Source organism: Bacteroidota bacterium, assembly GCA_008933805.1.
Taxonomy (GTDB): domain Bacteria; phylum Bacteroidota; class Bacteroidia; order UBA8524; family UBA8524; genus SB11.
The window spans coordinates 208955-230331 of record WBUH01000003.1; the positions used below are offsets into that span (position 1 = coordinate 208955).

The following is a 21377-nucleotide window of genomic DNA, read 5'->3' on the forward strand; positions in this document are numbered from 1 at the left end:
TTACATCAGTTAAATGTTAAAATCACCTTTGGTAAAATCTTGCTTAATCAACTGTTCCAGCTTTTTAAAACACTGGTACTTTTTTGATTTAGCAGTATCTGCGTTGGCAAAATCCATTCGTTCAGCTATCGAGGTCATATCCAACCCGTCAAAATAAAACAACTGCAACAGCTCGCGGCAGGTATCGCCCAGTTTCTCAAGGTACTCTACCACAATATCCAAGTCCATCTTATGGTTTTTAGGCTCATCGGCCGGATGGGTATTGCTGTGAAAATCCTCAAGCGGGTCAAGGCGTTTATCCTTATTCAATTGTTTCAGCCATAAATTTTTGGCTATGGCATATATATATGTATTCAGTTTAGAGGTGAGGTTAAAACTGCGCTGACTGACATTTTGCCAGACTGCAATCACCGCATCTTGTAAAATATCGTCAACGTCTTCTAGCGTGCCGTTATTTTTTAAAATGTAATTCCTCACCGAACTAAAATTATTCTGATACAAATACACCAGCGCCTGCTGGTTCCCTCCTCGTATTTCTTCTACTATTTCCTCGTCGCTGAATTTTTTGCGTCCAAACATTGGTTAATTCTGTATGGGGGTTAAAAAGTAAATGGCAAGATAAGTTTTTTTATCCATCGACTAACGGCTGCAAAAATACTATGTATGCACGGCACTTTGGTATATGAATTGATACTATTTTACTCCTGAAACCCGTTTTAGGGTGGTAAACCGTTAATTACATTAAATTGCTTACAATATGAATTATAAGAAAATTTTAGGAACCTTTTTAGTAGCCTGCCTCGGCGGGGCCGTGGCGTTGGGCGTTTTTAAAATCGTAGAAAAGAAAAACCCGAAAAGTATTGAAGAAATGCAGGGTAAAGTAGCCTTTGCTAACTTAAGAAACCCTGACGGTACTCCTGCTTTTGATTTTACACAACCTTCAGCAGTAGCTACCCCTGCAGTGGTGCATATTAAAACCACAGCCGAAGCAGTGAGCGGTGGTGAAGGCTTTGATTTTCACCAATTTTTCGGTGAGGGGTTTGAAATGCCCGAATTGCAACCGGGCGGCGGTTCAGGTTCAGGTGTAATTATGACTCCTGACGGATATATAGCCACCAATAATCACGTAATTGAAGGTGCCAACACTATTGAAGTAGTATTGAATGATAAACGCAGTTTTCAAGCTGAGTTGGTAGGTCGCGACCCAAGTACTGACCTTGCCCTTTTAAAAATAGAAGCGACTGACTTGTCGTTCTTGCGTTTTGGTAACAGCGATAATGTAAAAGTAGGAGAATGGGTAATGGCAGTGGGCAATCCCTTTAACCTTACCAGCACGGTTACCGCAGGGATTGTGAGTGCCAAAGGCCGTAACATCAACCTGTTGCGCGATGCCAATAACCAATACGCTATTGAGAACTTTATACAAACCGATGCGGCTGTAAACCCCGGAAACAGTGGCGGTGCCTTGGTAAACATGGACGGTGAGTTGATTGGTATCAACACCGCCATTGCCACCCGTACAGGTTCGTATGCGGGTTATTCTTTTGCCGTTCCCGTGAATATTGTGAAAAAGGTAATGGACGATATCCTAAAATACGGCGAAGTACAACGCGGCTTTTTGGGTATTGAAATTGCCGATGTAACAGCTGCTCTTGCGCAAGAAAAAGGCATCAAGGATATTAAAGGTGTGTATGTGAACCGTGTGAACGAGAGCAGTGCTGCCGAAAAAGCCGGTATTAAAGACGGTGATGTGATTATAAAGATTAATGATGTAGCTGTTAACTCATCGTCTGAATTGCAAGAGCAGGTGAGCCGTTACCACCCCGGTGATAAACTGAATGTTACCGTGAAACGTAAGGACAAAGAAATGGTGCTGAACCCTGTGCTTAAAAACCGAGAGGGAACTACTGAAATAGTAAAAAAATCAGACAAGAAAGAGAGCGTTACAGCTATGAAGGGTGTTGAGTTGGAAGGCATTGACGCAGCTGATAAAAAGAAATTCAGTATCAAAAACGGCGTGAAATTGAAAAAAGTGAGCAATGGTCCGTTTAAAAATGCCCGTGTTCCCGAAGGTTTTATCATCACCCACATTGATAAAAAACCTGTATATACTACAACTGAAGCCAAACGTCTTTTAGAAACCAAAAAAGGCGGCATATTGGTTGAAGGATACAACCCCGATGGCAGCGAAGGGGTGTATGGTTTGAAACTTGAATAAAAAATTACAATCGCTACATAATAGAAAGGCCGCCATACTTCTGTATGGCGGCCTTTTCATTGACTAAAAAGCACTTGCATTGTATCGTATTATTTTTATACCTTCGATTGTAGGTACATATTTCCAGACTCCGTCAAACCAGCTCACTCCTTTTTGAAACTCCTATTGACCAATAACTTGGTGGCTTAATTATATAAATTGAGATGCTCGTGATGTTTTATCGTCACGGGCTTTTTTATTTTTATCAGCTACAATAAGGAATTTGATTGTAAAAGAATGGGCATAAAGCGTCTTGTTTACCCCTTTTGCTCTGTAGCGCTCACTATGTTCATCAAATCTTCAACCTCGTTCACCAACTCAATAAAGCGTTTTTCGCGTTTACTTTCACGAGTACGGTTAAATGGTAAATCAACACTCACCCTATGAGCAATATGTCCCGGATTTGCCGCCATGATGTAAACCTCGTCTCCCAAATAAACAGCCTCTGTTATATCATGAGTAACGAAAATGATGGTTGAGTGGAACTTTAGCCAAATATCCTCAAGCATATCCTGCATTTGCAAGCGAGTGTTAATGTCCAATGCCCCAAAAGGCTCGTCCATTACTATAATTTCCGGGTTTGCAATCAGGCTTCGTGCAATTGCTACACGCTGTAGCTGCCCACCTGAAAGAGCCGGCATTTTTGCATACTTTTTCTCGTGCCCGTCAAGCCCTACCAACTGTATCATTGCCATTGCCTTTTCTTCCCGCTCCTTTTTATCAACTCCTTTGAACTTTAAGGGCAAGGCAACATTATCCAGCACACTAAACCAAGGAAGCGAGGAGTAGTTTTGAAACACCATGCTTACCCTTGTTTTTTCATCTAAAGGCTTACCATTTACCAAAACTGTTCCTTCGGTGGGTTGTTGCAAATTGCATATGTAGCGAAGCAACGTAGATTTTCCGCAACCTGACGCTCCCATCAAAGCAATAAATTGACCTTGATCGGGTTTATCGGGTACTACAAAATCAAGTCCGTCAAGCACATACTTCTTCCCGTCGTACGTTTGGCGTATCCCCCGCAACTCAATAACGTTGGGCAATGAACTATCAAAAAAAGTATCGCTCATACAGTATTATTGATATTTATGCTTAAACAATAGCCTATCAGCCAGTTTAAATAATTTATCTTGTAAAAAACCTATCAGTATTATCACCAGCAGTATGGCAAACAACTTATCAATACGGCTCTGTCTTTGAGCTTGCCATGCAAGTCCCCCTAACCCACCTGTATTATTTATAAGTTCAGCCACTATTATGTAAGTCCAACTCATTGCCACCAGCACCCTGATATCATCACTTAGCTTGGCCATTACATTAGGTATAAAAACAGAAGTAACTGTTTGCCACTTATTGGCACCCAACGTATAAACCGTTTGCAAGTAAATACTTTCTACCTCATCTATTCTCTGCACAACTACTGGCAATAGATACACCACAATACCAAACGCAAGGAAATACACCTTCATATCGGTACCAATGCCAAACCACGCAATAAATATCCCTGTAACGGCTGTTAAAGGCAAAAATCGTATTGCATCAATGGGTCTATTGAACAATGAGCGGAAAATAGGAAACATCCCAATCATAAATCCCAATGGTATAGCAATAAGTGAGGCTACTACATATCCTAAAAAATTGATTTTTATGGAGAAGAAAGAGTTACGCACCAGCGCATCCTTAAAGTGTAATTCCTCAAACGAAGAAATTACCTTACCCGGAGCAGGTAAGAGCGAAGAAGGTATTAATTGAAGGTTGGTTACAATGTACCAAACCAACAATAGTAAAACTATACCTGTTATTTCTATAATGGTAAAAACAGGTTTTGGTAGTGTCCCTCTTAGCTTAAAAAATTCTCCAAAAAGTTTTTTCATAATTATTCTTCTGCTAGAAGCTGGAACTCAGTACGGCGATTCTTCGATTTGCCTTTATCTGTACTGTTATCCGCAACGGGTTTTTTGCTACCGTTACCCACAATAACAAATTTATTTCGAGGCATTCCGTGTTCAGACGCTAAGTAATCAGCTACTGCTTGCGCCCTACGTTCCGAAAGAACTTGATTTGTTGCCTCTGAGCCCACATTATCAGTATTTCCTTCTATACGCACACGCACATTACCAAAAGCCTTGGCAATTTCGGTAAACTCCATATCTATAATATACTTTGCGTTTTCATCCAGCGTTGCGCTTCCGGTAGCAAAGGTGATGGTAATGGCTTTTGCTGAAAAAGCCGGGGCAGTTTTAAGCTCTTTTGTAACGGGTGAAAACTCTGTTTGCTCCTCTGCATTGTGTTCATTACCGTTAAGCTTAATATCCTTTATCAAAGATGGATTAGCAATTAACCTAAACGCGGGCACTGTAGCAGGAGCATACCCCCATTTATTGTATGATTTGCTCATACGGTTATACAGGTCTTCACCTTTAACACCGGTATAATTACCTTCAATGTTAAAGAAGTTAACATTATCACCATATGTACACAAACGGGCATTGTTTATAGCATTGTAGCAAAACTCTTCGGGTAGGTTTAACCCTCCGGCAAGTATTTTAGCAGCTTTTTGCTTATTGCTTTCTGATGAGTTTATTTCTGCTGCACCGCGCAACCAGCCTTCAACTAACTTCTTTAAGTCTTCTTTGTTCTTTTCTAAGTAGGCTTTTTTAACAAAAAACACATCCGCAATAATGTTTGAAGCTGACTTTGTGTTACGCAAAACTTTAGCACCTTTCACGTTTTTCACACAATCCTCATCATCCGGGCTCCAAACTACGGCAGCATCTACTTTACCTGCTTTAAAATAAGCAGCGGCATCAACAGCATTAGGTGCTTCAACAATTTCAATATCTTCTTTCTTAAGTCCCCCTGCATCCAACAACCAAATCAAAAACGTGTTTGATGGGGTCATAGGAGCCACGGCAACTTTTTTGCCCTTCAAATCTGCAACATTATCAATGCCCCTGCGCACTACGATGGCATCACCACCACGCGACCAGTCAGCTTGAAATATTACCTGAGGGTCTAGATCTTTAAAACCATCTACCTCTGTCGGAAACGCATCAATCGTTGTCCATAACACATCTATCTCGCCTGCTTTCCAAGCTTCGCGTGATGAGTTAAAATCGTCATTAAGTACAAACTCTACATTAATGCCGTATTCTTTTGTAAAACGTGATTCTTTTGAGGGTTTAAAACCTTCGTTAAAATATTCACCTCCGGCATATCCGCCCCAAGTCACAACGCCCACACGAATAAGTTTATCCCTATCAACATCACTGGCATTTTCTGACCCGCCTTTGGGCAGCAGTTTTTCAGTAATGTTTTTGTTATTCGCCAATGAATATATCAAATAACCCAAACCACCTGCAATTACAACAGCAATAAGGAATTTTGAAAGGGGTGTCAATTTGTTCATTTTACTATAATTCTTATAAAGTGCTAACTATATTATTTAATCAAATAAATGATTGTATGGATTAATATCCGATTTATTTCCTTTAGGCAAGGGGCGTTCTATATCAAGCGGGGGTTTACCGTCGTTACCTTGTGAGATAAGTATGGTTTTATCCTCGCCTAACAATAACGACATTCCTTCTTTCTCCCACTGTTCAAGCATCTCAAGTCCACGTTCTTCATACACTCCGTTTTGCAAATCAATACTATCCATGAAGTTTGCTGATAGTTCCATAAAACGTTCCATCTCCCCTACTTTACGGCTCACATCATCAGCAATAGCTTCCATTGCCTGATCAAACATCATGCGTTTATCTTTATCGCCTGAAATAATATTCATTGCTGAACGCATTGCAGAATGACTTGTGCGTATTGCTTCACGTTCCATCTTTTTTACCGCTACTTGGTCTTTCACGTCTTCTAACAGCACTTCGCTGTTTTCATACATTTTACTAAGTACGCGGTACAAGATTTCCATTTTGCGGTATAAATCGCCCAACTTTAAGTTCGACTCTTCTAACCTGCCTGCTTTGCGGGTTTTTAAAATTAAGATGTTTTGCTTGCCTGCATCACGTGCTTGCTTGGCCATTGCAAGACTGTCATCCTTCTCCTTCTCGTTATTGTCTAAAATATCCTTTAGCTTACGCATCTGGCCACGCAATTTGGCTACTTGGTCGCCCATTTTAACCAAATTATCCTGCAAGCTGCCAATGTATGTTTGTAGAATTCCTATCGGGTCTATTTGCACAAACAATCCGGTTACAAAACGCATAACGCTTTTGTACATAAACCAGATTAAATTACGAAAACGTGAGTCGAGTAATATATATATTATGGCTCCCAATGCCATAAAAAGCAATACTGCATATAATGTGTTTTGCAATAATGTAATTAAAAAGGGCAATATGGTATAAAGTAAAAAACCACCGCCCACTACTATCATTGCTAACGTAATAAAGCCGGTTACGCCCTCGGGACGCTGCCAAAAACTTTTGGGTTTCATTCCTTCCATTGGATACTGATATTATTTAGGGGAAATTAAATACTGCTTGATTTTTGTAACGTCGTCTGTCATTTGAGTAACTACCGCAGTATAGGTACTGTTAAAGTTCGCCTCAGCCTGCTCAATACGGGTTTTTGCAAGCGTTATTTCTTCACGTGTTTTTTGAACATCTGCTTGATGCTTCTGAATTTCTTCGGTAAGCTGTTTTATTTGTTCGGATTTATCCTGAACCATTTTGTTCAGTCGGTCTATTTCCTGTTCCCGTCCATTAATATTTGATTCCTTTTGTTGGGATACGACATCACTAAAAGTAACGTGCTCTTTACCAAGAATTTTAAGGTAATGATCGGCAGTTTGTAGCAGCTTATCTACCGTTAGTCCCATTGTAGAGGCAGTAGCAAACGCCGAGCGGAAGCGCGTAGCCTCATCTAAGGGCATTTGTGATAATGCTTTCAATGAGTTTTTAAACTCAAAATAATCAAAACCCTCCAGGTTATTTTTTTCAAGAGCTTCAAAAAGAGATTCGGCGATACGGTCTTCGTAAATCCCTCCTCCGGAGGTGTTTGGAGCCACAGTTCTTGTAGCAGGCGGAGTAGTATTTGATACTGGGGCTGAATTTTCTTCGGTTTTGGAAGCTTCAGGGTTTTCTTCCTCAGTAACTATAAATAACGATTTAAGGTTTTTTAGGTTTATCATGCTACCGTACAGGTATCTTGTTTCACAAACATACATATTTTTAGCATGTTTTTATGTTGGCATTGCTATCTTTACGATAAAATAAACCCCTCATTTACCAATGGAAAAACAGTCATTAATACTCCTTGCCGAAATTGCAAAAATCACAACTTCTCCGTTTAATGGATTTGACGATGGTCTATATGCCGTAAAAAATTTAGCCAAAAGTAATTGTAAAGCCCTTTACCCTGAGACTAACCCTGTGGTTGAGTTATTAGATGGTTTTGACAGCCTACAGACTGAGTTTGTGATTAAGGAGTATTCTGCGTTTTCTTATGCTGCAATTCATATGTTGTTGGATGCTGCTTTGAGAAATCATGATTGGAAGCTATTGCAAAACGAAATTATCAGAAATATTAACGAGGAAAAAGGTGAAGAAACAAAAGACATCCCACACCTAGAGATGATGCGCCAAGGCTATAAAAATGACTTAGGTATTGAAACAGATAATTACAATGCCTCAGGAATAACAATGAGTTTTTTAGATAAAATGAAACGCATTTTTAAGGAAGTAGATAATGCCTTTGTTGCTGGTGCTCTTATGGCTTTTGAAGGTAGCGCAATACCTGAATTTGTGATTTTGGATAAAATTGTAACTGCTTACAGGCATAAAAAAAACCTGCCTGCAATAAGTAAAAGGGATTTAACACAACTGTATATTGATGGCCATAAAGATTTTGAAATTGGCCACGAACAAGGGCTAATTGATGCGGTGAAACCATTTATAAATAGTAAAAACACCGGCAATATGATTAAAGGATATGTGTCTGTTTGTATTGCATTATCTACATGGTGGGAACAACTTGCAGTTGAAGCCGTGTATGTTGGAGTTGCTACCAAAACTCAATTAAACACACGCGAAGATTTTGATGTTACGGGTGCTTTTTTGAACTAGTTTCATACATATTTAAACAAAAATGCACGAAGCTTTTGCTTCGTGCATTTTTTGTTTAAAGGGATACTTCTATCGGTTCTCAGGCATCAACACAAAACGGGCATAATTTTCCATAGTCAGGTACTTGTTTGCCAGCTTTTTGATGGTTTCGGCTGTAATAGCATCCACCAGTTTATCGTATTGAGCAAAGTCAGTCCATTTCTCGTTGTTTTGTGAGTATTGTGATAGAACACTTTGCCAGAAATTGTTTTCCTTCAAACTGGTTTCGCGTTCACGCCTTAGGGTTTCCTTCACTTTAATAAGGTCTTTTTCCTCTGGGCCGTTTGTTTTTAGCTTTTCTATCTCAAGCAAAACGTTGTTTATTAATGTATCTACGTTTTCAGGGGCACAACCAAACTGTACTGTAATATTGTACGAAGGTTGAGGTATGCGAGATGGGTAGCCGTTGGCTCCGACACCGTATACTCCGCCTTTATCTTCGCGCAGGTTTTCACGCAGTTTTATACGTAATACGCTCATCAAAGCATTAAACTCAAGACGGTTTTGCATGGTCCACTCAAACTTGCCGTGGCTGTGCAACTCAACATAGCTCTTGGGTTCAACGCCTTTTTTAACCACCTTAGAAATTTTACCCTTTGGTGCTTTAATGCCTATATCCTTCCACTCTTTTGGTTTAGCGGCCGAGGGTAGTGCGCCCAAATATTGTTCGGCAAGGGCTTTAAAAGACGCAACATCAACATTACCCACAAACACAAACGTGTGACCGTTAAAGTTTGAATAGGTTTGTTTGTAAATATCAAACGCCCTGTCAAGATTTATTTTACCAAGTTCAGTAATAGTAAGTGGTTTTACGCGTGGATGGTGGTTTGCCATGGTAACGCTTACCGTATCGCTGAAAACCTCTTCAGGGTCGTTACCCCTGTTCAATACATAGGGCTTCATTTGCTCCATAAGAGCGGCAAAAATATCAGCGTCTTTGCGGGGAGCGGTAGCACGCAGGTAAATCAATTGTAAAGCAGTTTCCAAGTCAGCAGGAGAACAGCTTCCGTTAAATCCTTGCGAGTAATTACCGATAGTGGGCGATACCCTTACAATCTTACCCTTTAGCATTTTTTCTAACTGGATGTTGTTAATTTCTCCAACTCCGCCTTGGGCAATTACATAGCTGGCATAATCTGCCGATTGGTTATCCTCATCGCCAAACAACGACACACCGCCCCATCCTGATGAGGTAAACAGAATTTCGTCGTTTTTAAAGTCGGTAGTTTTAAGCAATACTTTAACCCCGTTGCTAAGTGTAAACTCAGTTGCCCCTACTTCTTTAATTTCTTTTTGGGCAGTTACTTTACCCGCAACAGGCTTTTGCGCCATCAGAGGCATATCGGTTACATCATCTACAAAAGCTGTTACCTCCAATGCCTGTGCATTATTTATCATTGCTAATACTTCATCGCTAGTAGGCACTTTCACCCCGTCTTTTTCGGGTAGCATTACCATAGCCACCATGTTTTTGCCGTTGGTAATCCATTGTGCGGGCAATGCATTTACTTCGGCCAACGTAATGCCGGGCACATACCGTTTGTACAATTCATACTCAAAGGCGATACCGGGTATCACTTCCCCTTCAAGGAAATGACGTACGTATTCGCCCACATAAGATGCTGACGGGGTTTTATCTCGCTCGCTAAATGTCTTTTCAATACCGCGAAGCATTTCTTGTTTGGCACGCTCCAACTCAGTTCCGGTAAAACCAAATTTGCGAACACGGTTGTTTTCTTGTATCAAGGTTTCAATACCGCGCTGTATGCCGTCTTCAGATACTATTGCAATGGCATAGTACACGTCCTTAGGTCTCAAAAAATCTTCGTAACCACAAGCACCGTAAATAAACGGAGGGTTGGGCTTTTGGGTTAGTTCTTCCAAACGGGCATTAAGCATGCTGCCGTACAAGTTGTTTATCAACTGCTGCCTGTAGTCGGCAACGGTTTTAACCTCTTTATCAGTATGTTTATAAAACATTTGTATCTGAGTGTAGGTGTTTTCTTTATCAGATACTACTGATACCAACGGTTGGTCGTTATCAGGAATGTCCCATTTTTGCACGGGCAATCCATTAGTACGGGCAGGTATTTTAGAGAACTGTGCAATGATTTTTTTCTCCATTTCGGCAGGGTCAAAATCACCTACAGCCATCACCGCCATTAATTCAGGACGGTACCAATCGTAGTAAAAACGTTTAAGGGTATCGTAAGGTGCATTTTTTAATATCTCTGGCTTACCGATAGGAAGGCGAACCGCATAACGGCTGTCTTTCAAAATCACAGGGAAGTATTTTTCGCGCATACGTTCTTGTGCACCCAAGCCCAATCGCCATTCTTCGGTAACAACGCCGCGTTCTTTGTCAATCTCTTCGTTTTCAAAGCTCACATTGTGCGCCCAATCTTCTAATATCTGAAGGCCTTTTGTTACATACTCTTCTTTATCGGTAGGCACTTGCAGCATATATACTGTTTCATCAAAGCTGGTGTACGCATTTAAGTGCGGGCCGAATTTTGTTCCAATCGACTCTAAATAATCCACCAACTCGCTTTTCTTAAAGTTTTTGGTGCCGTTAAAGCACATGTGTTCTACAAAGTGTGCAAGCCCTTGCTGGCCTTCGGTTTCCATAGTAGATCCCACATTCACGGCCAACCTAAGTTCCATGCGGTTTTCAGGTTTCACGTTGCGGCGCACAAAATATTTCATGCCATTGGGTAAAACACCGGTACGGATGGAAGAATCGACCGGAAAGCCTGCCGAAAGGGCAAAGCGGTCTTGGGCCTGCAAGCCCGAAAGCATTACTAAAAAGGCTAAACAGCCAAGTAGTTTCAAACGCATAATAGAGGATTGTTGGTTTAAGTGGGTAAAGTTATAAAAGATGGCGGGATTGGCAAAACAGTGCTGCATTGAGCATTTACCATTTGGATAGGTATTAATTCAGGCGGGTATAGAACCTGTAGCTATTTCAACGTCCGAGACGGAAAATCAGACAGGTATAAAACCTGTCTCTATGGCAATGCCTAAAACGGAGGGTTTAAAATCCTCCGTTTCGATATCTACAAAAGAACAGGATTTCACATCCTGCTCACTCATACAATAGTTTCAAGTAATTACTGCTACAGGTTAAAACCCGTAACTTTGCCCGCCCCACAACACACAACTGAAAACCAAAAACTGAAAACTTCCCCTACCCCTCAAGCCTTGTGAACGGTACAGCATCCTGTCCGCAAAAAATACCTTCTTGGTATTTAAAATGGCCTGCAATAGCTATCATAGCCGCATTATCGGTACAATACTCAAACTTGGGAATGTAGGTATTCCAGCCCTTGGCCTTGCCTGTGCTCTCAAGCGCTGCTCGTAAACCGCTGTTTGCACTCACGCCACCCGCAATAGCAACTTCAGTAATACCTGTTTGTTCGGCTGCTTTGCTTAATTTTTTCATCAAAGTGCTGATGATGGTATGCTGCACGCTTGCGCATATATCCGCAAGGTTTTCTTGTACAAAATCAGGATTCAGTGCCACATTATCGCGCACAAAGTATAGTACCGACGTTTTAAACCCGCTGAAACTAAAGTCAAGCCCATCAACCTTTCCTTCCGGAAACTTAAAACGTAACGGATTGCCTTCCTTAGCATACTTATCAATCAGTGGACCTCCCGGGTAGGGCAAGCCCAATATTTTAGCAGCTTTGTCAAATGCTTCGCCCGCGGCATCGTCTTGGGTTTGTCCCAGCAATTCCATCTCCAGCGGGCTGCTTACTTTCAAAATTTGGGTATGTCCGCCCGATACCGTAAGGCACAAAAACGGAAACGAAGGCTTAGGATTGTCTATAAAATGCGCCAGTACGTGCGCATCCATGTGGTTCACCTCAATCAAAGGAATATCCAGTGCTAAGGCAAGGCTTTTGGCAAACGTAACCCCCACCAGCAAACTGCCCAGCAAACCCGGTCCGCGTGTAAACGCAACAGCAGTAAGTTGTTCACGGCTCACACCCGCCTCTTTCAACGCCACATCCACCACCGGAACAATATTTTGCTGGTGGGCACGGCTGGCCAATTCGGGTACAACGCCGCCGTACTTCTCGTGCACGGTTTGCCCCGCAATAATATTGGCAAGAATGTTGCCGTTGTTTAGTATAGCGGCCGATGTCTCGTCGCACGACGATTCTATGGCTAATATGTAAGCTTCTGTTTGGGGCACTTTTATTACTTTTGAGAAATTTTGCGGGCAAAAATATTCAAAATACTCTTCTGGCTTTTATTGTGGTTCGTTACCGGCGCTACCATGGTAGGTGCCGTTATCCGCAGCAAAACCTTTCAAAGCTGGGCCACAGACAAAGTAGCCCAATATTTTTCAGCAGAATTAAATACAAAGGTAAGCATTGCAGGCTTTAGGATTGACAACTTTACCTTTTTACACCTCGACAGTATTTATATCGAAGACCGCCAGCAAGACACTGTTTTTTATGTGCAGGAATTTACGGTTGACCTTGACCGACTAAGCTGGACGTTTGATAAAGTACAGAAACGCATTAATGTTAATTATGCTGAGGTGGAAGGAGCGAAAGTTTGTTTCAGGCAATACTCGGATACGGCAGACTGGAATTATGAATTTGTGATTGATTACTTTGACCCTCCGAGAGACAGCACTGATACAATACCCGGACGGCCTTTTATCTTAAAAGTAAAACAACTGGATGTAATAAACTCCAGCTTTGCCTATAAAAACCCTACTTACGACAGTACTTGGGAAGCTAAATTCCACCCCGATGATTTCAGGTTTAATGAGCTAAACGGTACATTAGAGAAATTCTCGATTGTTGACGACTCGTTGGCATTTACCACTGAAAATCTTAGTGCCCGAGAAAAGAACGGGTTTTATGCCAAAAAAATGGCTGCCGATGTGCGCATACACTCACGGGGGCTTGAGTTTTACGATATGCTTATCGAAACTGAAAAAAGTAGTTTAGGTGATGAGTTGAAAATGAATTACAACAATTGGGATGAGCTCAGCGACTTTATTCCCAATGTGATGTTTAATGCCCGCGTAAAAAACAGCACCGTAAGCATGGAGGATGTTGCCTATTGGGGGCCTAACATGGAGAACCTGAAACAGGTAGCAAAAATTAACGGGCTGGTGCGGGGTACGATTGATAACCTTAAAGGTCGTTCGATAAAACTTGAAGCGGGTAAAGAAAGTTTACTTGCCGGTGAGTTTAATATTAAAGGCTTGCCCGATTTTTATGCTTCATACATTGATATGAAGCTGGATAAATCACAAACCAGTGCTGCCGATATTAAACAGCTTTTTGATATTGACAGTTTGCCTCCAAGCATTACTACACTGGGTAAAGTTGATTTTACAGGGAAGTTTACCGGTTTCCCTAAATCGTTTGTGGCGTATGGTAAGTTTAACACCGGTTTGGGTGGTTTAACCTCGGATATAAAACTCGATTTTACTGAAGGTATTTCTACGGCCACTTATTCGGGTTTCTTAAAAAGCGACAAGTTTGATTTGGGTAAGCTTATCGACGAAAGTGCTACCGTAGGTAAAATATCTTTTGAGGCTAACGTTCAAGGTACCGGGCTTTCTTTGGCCACCATAGATGTTGAGGTAAAGGGTAATGTGGGTGCCATTGAGGTGCAACACTACAACTACACCAACATTGAAGTTGACGGTAATTATGTAGACAAATTTTTTGAGGGGTATGCCCGCATACGTGATGAAAACCTTGATTTAGATTTTAACGGCGGGGTTGATTTTAGTGCCGATTTGCCCAAAATGAATTTCATTTCAACTATTCGCAAAGCCAACTTGCAAAAATTGGGGCTTGATTCTGTGCAATCGTTGGTAATGGGCAAGGTGTACCTTGATTTTTCGGGCGATGAGATTGATAACTTAGACGGGGTAGTAAGCGTTGCTAACGTATCAGTGATGCGTGACGGACGCTTGTTAAAACTTGATACGGCATCACTATTGGCTGAGTATAGCCAAAACCTGCGCAGGCTTAAATTAAACAGTAGTATTGTTGATGCCGAAATTGCAGGCCAATACAACCTTAGTCAACTTAGCGGGGCAGTGTACCACTATGCTTCTACGCTTTTGCCGCACATTATCAAAGAGGACAGCAATATACAGGTCAACGAAAATTTCAGTTTCAAAACCCGTTTTAAAAACCCGGGGCCTTTAGCCCGTTTTCTGTGGGACGATGTAAGCATCGAACCTTTTGAAGCATCGGGTAGTATCAACACCGCTGCAAACGATGTGCAGCTGAACATTAATGTGCAGCAAGTACGTATTGGCGAGGTAAATCTTCGCAACGTAGGTATACACACCCAACCCGCTGTTGACGGCAAAAAACTGTTAGAACTAAAGTGCGGCAGCTATTACCAAAACGATAGCTTGTATGTACAAAATGCCACCGCGTTGCTCACCTTTGATAACAGCGATGTTTTGTTTGATATACAAGCCCCGCAAACCATCACCCGCCTGAGTGCCTCACTAAAAGGCAAACTAATGTTTAGTGATACCTTGTACCGTTTAGTGTTTTCCCAATCAAAAATCACTAGTAAAATACGCCCTTGGGATATAAGTAACGATGCTTATTTGGCCTATCAGCCAAAAGAAAAACGGCTAATGATTGAAGGTTTTAAATTATCCAGCAACAACGAGTGGCTGATGCTGAACGGTGCCGTGGGAGAAGACCCTTCCGACACGTTGCGGATTGATTTTAACCGTTTTGGGGTAGGAAATGTAAACTACTTTACCCGCCCACCCAAGGGGCAAGAAGTGGGCGGCGTTTTAAACGGACACGTGGTACTGTTTAACCTGTTTGATGTACCCATGTTTACCAGTAACTTAAGTGCTGACAGCCTTTCGTTTGGTAAAGATACCTTGGGCGATTTGCGATTAAGTTCTTCCATCAACAACCTATTCAAAATAATTACCGTGCGGGGCGGTTTTGAAAACGGCAGGCTGCAAGGTTCTAAAATAAACGGCTTTGTAAGCTTTGATAAGCAAGCACGTCGCAACCTAAACCTTACGTTTAGCCTAAACAATGCTACCACCCGATTTTTTGCCCCCTTTTTAGAGGGAATAGCATCTGAGTTTGAGGGTACATTTACTACCATGCTTAATTTAAGGGGAACATTTGAAAACCCTGAATTAAGCGGCGAAGCGTCCCTCGGTCGTGCCTCGTTTAAGATAGATTACTTAGGTACCCGCTACTTTGTTGATACAGCCATTGTGCACATCAGCCAAAATAAATTTAGTATCAGCAACACCACATTAAGAGATGAAAGAGGCACACCTGCCTACGCTTGGGGCTTTATTAGTCACGATGCCTTTTCTGATTTCAGGATACACCTTGAGGTGAACGATATGCGCCGCTTTTTGGCACTGAACACCACCACCAACGATAACGATTTATACTTTGGTACTGCATATATGACGGGGAGTTATAAGCTCACCGGTCCTTTTGATGACTTGTACATGGATGTGAAGGGAAAATCGGAAAAGGGCACTACGTTTAACCTTAAACTGGCCGATGAGACCACAGTAGGTAATTATGATTTTATAACCTTTATTGATAACAATAACCCTGCACCCGAGCCCGTACCCGTAAACCTTGAAGGGATTAGGCTAAACCTTGATTTGCAAGTAACCCCTGATGCGGATATAAAAATCATTTTCGACTCACAACTGGGTGATGTGATACAAGGCACGGGTAATGCCGACCTGCGTATGGAAATCAACACGCTGGGAGATTTTAGGATGTACGGCACGTTTGTGATTGAAAAGGGTAGCTACTTATTCACCGCCCTCGATTTCATCAACCGTCCTTTTATTTTAAGTAAAGGCGGAACTATTACATGGACGGGCGACCCGCTAAATGCCAATATCAACCTAAGGGCACTTTATTCTAAACAAGCTACTGTACAACCGCTTGTGCTGGGATTAGTGCCTGATTCAGAGTTACCCAACTACAAAACTCCGGTAGCAGTAAATGCAGTAATGGATTTGAAGGGACAACTGATGAAACCCGATATTCGTTTTGGTATTGAAATACCGGATTTAACAGGGTTGAGGGGAAATAATGCCAACACTAATGTATTGCTAAACTCAATACGACGAATTGAGCGCGATCAAGAAGAAATGTCGAGGCAGGTATTTAGCCTTTTATCCGTAGGTACTTTAGCCACCCCTACCGATAACGGCTATGTGGCAACGGGAGCTACTGCAACTAATCCCGGATTAGACGCAGCTTACAACACCGTAGGAAACCTACTTAGCAGCCAAATAACCAACTGGTTATCAAAATACGACCCTAAATGGGACATTGGTATCCGTGTGGGACAAGGCGGCTCACAAGCCCGTACAGAGTTTATCGTATCGGCCAGCCGCCGTTGGCTGGATGACCGCCTGCGTTTTGATTTTTCGGCGGATAATACCTCACAAGGAAACATCAGCGTAAACTATAAGATTAAACCCGATGGCAACATACAAGCCCGTGTGTTTGGCCGAAACAGCAACAACCCTATTTATAACCAAAACATTTTGAGCTTTGGCGGCGGTTTCTTTATCCGCTCAGAGTTTGAAAACTTTGGCGAGTTTAAACGTAATTTCCAAACCAACTTCGGCAAAAAACCTGTACTAATATCACCCCCACCGCCCGCGCCCCTGCCTGAACCTGAAGGCGGAGATACCTTATCAGCTGTGCCCCGGCCTAATTACAGGCGTTAAGAATATTTGCAGAAGATTTCTGTACCTTGGTGGAAAATATGCCTAGGGGTAATTCGATACATAGTTACTTCGCAGCGTCATAAATTTAAAACAATGGACAACAAAAAACTTACTGAACACGGCATAAAATGGGGGATTATTTTAGGCCTTGTAGTTTCTCTGATTCGCATTGCACCTTGGTTTATCAGCCCGGAAGCAGCTCTTGATACCGGCGGAAAATCAAGCATCACCTGGTGGATAGGCTTGGCTACTTTTATCGGCTTATTATCTTTTATAGCTATTAAAGCCCGTGGCTTTAGCGGTTACATCACCTCTAAACAAGCATTCCGTACGTTGTTTGCAGCTGTTTTAGTTCACGGTATTATCTGCTTTGTGGCCGATACAGCGGTATTTGTGATAAATAAAGAGAAGATTGACCTTAAAATGGCTGAGGTTCGTGAAGAAACCTATACCAAAATGGAAGATAAAGGCATGACCGATGAACAGATTGAACAATCGATGAGGTGGTTTGATATGTTTAAACCCGGTATGACTTTGATGGTGGTTGGTTTTATCTTGCGTTTGGGAGTTAATGTTTTGATTGCCCTTATCATAGCCCAGATTGTGAAACGCAATCCGCCTGTGCAGCCTGTGATGCAACAAGAAGAATAAAACTCATTTTCACTCAATAGAAAATTAACTACTTCCGTATTGCTTATGCAGTGCGGAAGTAGTTTTGTTTACACAGCGTGCCAAACACTTATTTTTGGGTGTAATTATCTGTAAAAACAACCTTACAGTGCAGCATTTCATCTTATAGTGAAGCAGGCAAAGGTATTTTGCATTATTTTGCGGCTGTTTTAAAAATCACGATGGACATTTCGGTTGTTATCCCTTTACTAAACGAAGAAGAATCGTTGCCCGAACTTTCGGAATGGATTGCTCGTGTGATGAACGAACACAAGTACAGCTACGAGGTATTGTTTATTGACGACGGCAGTACCGATAGCAGCTGGAAAGTGATTGAGCAACTGTCAAAAGCAAACCCATCTATAAAAGGGATTAAGTTTCGCAGAAACTATGGTAAATCTGCTGCGCTAAATGTGGGTTTTCACAATGCGCAAGGGGATGTGATAATTACCATGGATGCAGATTTGCAAGACAGTCCCGACGAAATACCCGATTTATATCGCCGCATAAAAGACGAAGGTTACGACCTTATCTCAGGTTGGAAGAAGAAACGCTACGACCCTATTACCAAAACACTTCCCACCAAACTGTTTAATGCAGCTACCCGCAGCATGAGCGGTATACAATTGAATGACTTTAACTGCGGCCTTAAATCGTACCGCAACGAGGTGGTAAAAGCCATTGAAGTGTACGGCGAAATGCACCGCTATATTCCTGTGATTGCCAAAAACGCAGGGTTTAAAAAAATTGGTGAACAAGTAGTGCAGCACCGTGCCCGCAAATACGGTACGTCAAAATTCGGGTTGAACCGTTTTGTGAACGGCTTCCTCGATTTGCTGTCTATCACCTACATGGCAAAATTCAGCAAACGTCCTATGCACTTTTTCGGCAGCATAGGCATTGTTTCCTTCTTTATTGGTTTTGCCATCACCATCTATTTGCTGGGCAACAAAGCCTACCACTCATGGATTACCCATGAACCCGTGCGCGATGCGGTTGACAATCCTTGGTTTTATCTTGCCCTTACTGCCCTTATTGCAGGTGTGCAGTTATTTTTAGCAGGCTTTTTGGGCGAAATGATTAGCCGCGGCAGCCACGACCGTAACAATTACTTGGTGGCCGACAAGCTAAACCTTGATTAATTCTCCCCATACTTCATTACAATTTATTTTCGGCAGGTGACAAAAATCATATTTGTTGCTGACGTATCTCATACACCAACAAGCTCTTAAGCCCCAACTTTGTATTGTTGATTGATGCTAACCACAGGTGCAGAAAGAAATTGCGACGGATAAGAAGGGACGCTCATTGAGAGTATACTTACAACTCATTTAACAACTCGTTGCAGTACTGGTGGCACTAGCACAGTATGTAAATGGTATGCGTATGATTGAGTTGGCTACTTTTTAAACCTAAGGAAAAGGTTAATGATAGAAAAAGTAATGTTTAAGCCATTTAGTTTTTTCAGGGATTATTAATAGGAAACCCACTGCGTCGGGAGATAGTAGTGGGTTTATTTTTTGTATCACTGTACAAGTATCATCGTACCAAAAACTTACCCGTTGCTACTTTCCCGGCATTCTCAAACACATACGTATAAAGTCCTTCTGCTAAACCTACAACAGATAACGTGTAATTATACAACCCTGCTTCTTGTTGTTGCTGCCAATGCGAAACGACCTTCCCCTCAACAGTATATACAGTAATTTTTACCGCTCCGTTTTTAATTACGCCGTATTGAAGCGTGAATGTATTGCTTGTAGGATTGGGGTAGGCATAAAACACCACTGCATTTTCAACCCCTTGCACAGCAACGGGCAACGGCAGCTTGGCCGGAGCAGGTATTTCTTGTTTTGCTTTGGGTAATGGAGCATTGGCCGATACTTGCACCCTGCCCGTGTTGGTAATGGTATAGGCCGTTTTACCAAAATTTTCTACTGTAGTAGGCGCGTTAATCTTATCAGCATAATAATAGCCGGCTTGCGCAGTATCGTCTTTCAGGTCTAAAATAAAATAGCCGTGGCGGTCAACATCGGCGTATTTCAAATGAGGGTTGTAGTGACTGTTGTTTAAAAAAGAGATGGGATTACTCACCCACTGCTCAAATTGGGCGGCCACAGGCACCCCAACACGTTCATCCATATTGGCCGATGAAATGGAAGGGACACAAAACTCTACCGCTACCGAGCCTTGCCCGGTGCTTGCAGTATAAGTAGGCGAAGGGCTTGCATAATTATTTGCCTGCGGATTAGGATAAATAGCAGGCTGCTTGGTAACATCAAACGCCCAACTCATGTGCGAATCGCCTGTTAAAATCACCACGTTTTTTATCCCACCTTGTTCAATCGTATCAATAATTGCATCCCGCTCTGTGGGGTAACTTTCCCATGTATTAATAAAAACCCTCTCAACCTCGCGGATGGCGTTTATATCGCTTGGTGATGGAAACCCTTGTGAATTGCGTGCTGAAAAGCCCACATTTAAATCAGAAAACAATACTTGGTTACCCACCACTTTCCACTTAGCCGATGAGGTTTTCAGTTCATTAATAAACCACTGGTATTGGGCAGTGCCTAACATAGCACGTTGGGGTATATCGGGGTCGTCAAAATTTGCAGGGGGTTTGGTGCGGCCTTCTAAGCGGGCATCCAGCAAAATCAAATCGGCCATATCGCCGTACTTAATAGTTCGGTATACCTTATTGTCAACATCGTTGCGTATGGGCATCCACTCAAAATACACCTTACGGCTGATAGCCCTGCGGGTTTGCCAATTACCCTCCCCTGTCTGGTGGTTTTGTGCCCCGTCTTTGTATGAGTCGTTGGCGCTCTCGTGGTCGTCCCAAATACTAATAAAAGTATGTTGTTGGTGGGCGCGTTGCAAATCAGCGTCCAATCGATACATCGAGTAACGGGTACGGTAATCTGCTTCGGTTACGGCCTCGTTTTCAGGTTGTACAAAACGGCTTGTGGTACTGTCACCGTATTGCTTGGCAGCATACTCATAAATATAATCTCCCAAATGAATAACAGCATCTATGTCGTTGCGTACACTTAAGCTATTAAACGAGTTAAAAAAACCTGCTTCGTAATTATTGCACGATACCACCCCAAAACGCAGGTGGCTTGCATTGCCCATAGGTGCAGTGCGGGCACGGCCAATGGTTGAGTAGATGCCTTTTGCCTTAAACACATAATAGTAGGTAGTGGCGGGTGATAATCCGCTCACATCCACTTTTACGGTAAAATCTTTGGTTGAATCTGTTGTAATGGTACCCGATTTCACCACAGCAGTAATGCCTGTATCGGTTGCCATTTGCCACTCTACGGTGATGGTTTCATTGGGTGCATCGGGGGTTACTCTTGTCCAAATAATTACCCCGTCGGGCAAAGGGTCGCCGGATGCAACCCCGTGATAAAAGGGTTTTAATAAGGGATTATACGGCAACCCGCCGCTTTTACGCCCGAACCCGATAACGTTATCCGACTGAGCGTTGGTAATAACACACGCTCCAATAAAAATGATAATGAAAAATAGTTTCTTCATTCTTTACAATGCCTCTTTTTCAGCAAGTTGAACAATAGTAAAG

At 42.1% G+C, this 21377-nt stretch carries 13 protein-coding genes and 1 pseudogene; 5 read left to right on the forward strand and 9 right to left on the reverse strand.

Going from position 1 to position 21377, the window contains the following annotated elements:
* Nucleotides 1-9 precede the first annotated feature (9 nt).
* A complete protein-coding gene (locus tag F9K23_04870; protein ID KAB2917719.1) occupies nt 10-579 on the reverse strand; it encodes a sigma-70 family RNA polymerase sigma factor in 570 nt (189 codons plus the stop codon).
* A gap of 178 nt (nt 580-757) precedes the next feature.
* Between F9K23_04870 and F9K23_04875 the strand changes: the two genes are divergently transcribed.
* Nucleotides 758-2218, forward strand: a complete 1461-nt coding sequence (locus F9K23_04875; protein KAB2917720.1) for a Do family serine endopeptidase — start codon at nt 758-760, stop codon at nt 2216-2218.
* Nucleotides 2219-2514: 296 nt separating this feature from the next.
* On the opposite strand, the gene F9K23_04880 is transcribed toward F9K23_04875, so the two are convergent.
* From F9K23_04880 to F9K23_04900, 5 genes and pseudogenes are all read right to left on the reverse strand, one after another.
* Nucleotides 2515-3327, reverse strand: coding sequence for an ABC transporter ATP-binding protein (locus F9K23_04880; protein ID KAB2917721.1), 813 nt, complete (start codon nt 3325-3327; stop codon nt 2515-2517).
* 6 nt (nt 3328-3333) lie between these two features.
* Nucleotides 3334-4131, reverse strand: coding sequence for an ABC transporter permease subunit (locus F9K23_04885; protein ID KAB2917722.1), 798 nt, complete (start codon nt 4129-4131; stop codon nt 3334-3336).
* A gap of 2 nt (nt 4132-4133) precedes the next feature.
* On the reverse strand, nt 4134-5666 hold the full coding sequence (locus tag F9K23_04890; protein ID KAB2917723.1) for an OmpA family protein: 1533 nt from the start codon (nt 5664-5666) through the stop codon (nt 4134-4136).
* 123 nt (nt 5667-5789) lie between these two features.
* Nucleotides 5790-6716, reverse strand: a pseudogene (locus F9K23_04895) (hypothetical protein).
* Between the two features lie 12 nt (nt 6717-6728).
* On the reverse strand, nt 6729-7403 hold the full coding sequence (locus F9K23_04900; GenBank protein KAB2917724.1) for a hypothetical protein: 675 nt from the start codon (nt 7401-7403) through the stop codon (nt 6729-6731).
* A 100-nt stretch (nt 7404-7503) separates the two neighbouring features.
* On the opposite strand from F9K23_04900, the gene F9K23_04905 reads away from it, so the two are divergent.
* Nucleotides 7504-8337 (forward strand): DUF3865 domain-containing protein, encoded by an 834-nt coding sequence (locus tag F9K23_04905; protein KAB2917725.1) that lies wholly within the window; start codon nt 7504-7506, stop codon nt 8335-8337.
* A 69-nt stretch (nt 8338-8406) separates the two neighbouring features.
* Here F9K23_04905 and F9K23_04910 read toward each other — a convergent pair whose 3' ends face one another.
* Entirely contained in the window at nt 8407-11283 is a 2877-nt protein-coding gene (locus tag F9K23_04910; protein KAB2917726.1) for an insulinase family protein, read from the reverse strand.
* Nucleotides 11284-11563: 280 nt separating this feature from the next.
* Entirely contained in the window at nt 11564-12556 is a 993-nt protein-coding gene (gene tsaD, locus F9K23_04915; GenBank protein ID KAB2917770.1) for a tRNA (adenosine(37)-N6)-threonylcarbamoyltransferase complex transferase subunit TsaD, read from the reverse strand.
* Between the two features lie 81 nt (nt 12557-12637).
* On the opposite strand from tsaD, the gene F9K23_04920 reads away from it, so the two are divergent.
* The 3 genes from F9K23_04920 to F9K23_04930 all read left to right on the forward strand — a co-directional run bounded on the left by F9K23_04920 (nt 12638) and on the right by F9K23_04930 (nt 18930).
* Nucleotides 12638-17119, forward strand: coding sequence for a hypothetical protein (locus tag F9K23_04920; protein KAB2917727.1), 4482 nt, complete (start codon nt 12638-12640; stop codon nt 17117-17119).
* Nucleotides 17120-17212: 93 nt separating this feature from the next.
* Nucleotides 17213-17770 carry a DUF4199 domain-containing protein gene (locus tag F9K23_04925; protein ID KAB2917728.1) on the forward strand — a complete coding sequence of 186 codons (558 nt, stop codon included), beginning with the start codon at nt 17213-17215 and terminating at the stop codon, nt 17768-17770.
* A gap of 200 nt (nt 17771-17970) precedes the next feature.
* Complete coding sequence (locus F9K23_04930) at nt 17971-18930, forward strand: glycosyltransferase family 2 protein (GenBank protein ID KAB2917729.1); 960 nt, start codon at nt 17971-17973, stop codon at nt 18928-18930.
* A gap of 397 nt (nt 18931-19327) precedes the next feature.
* Here F9K23_04930 and F9K23_04935 read toward each other — a convergent pair whose 3' ends face one another.
* Nucleotides 19328-21334 (reverse strand): T9SS type A sorting domain-containing protein, encoded by a 2007-nt coding sequence (locus tag F9K23_04935; GenBank protein ID KAB2917730.1) that lies wholly within the window; start codon nt 21332-21334, stop codon nt 19328-19330.
* Between the last annotated feature and the right edge of the window lie 43 nt (nt 21335-21377).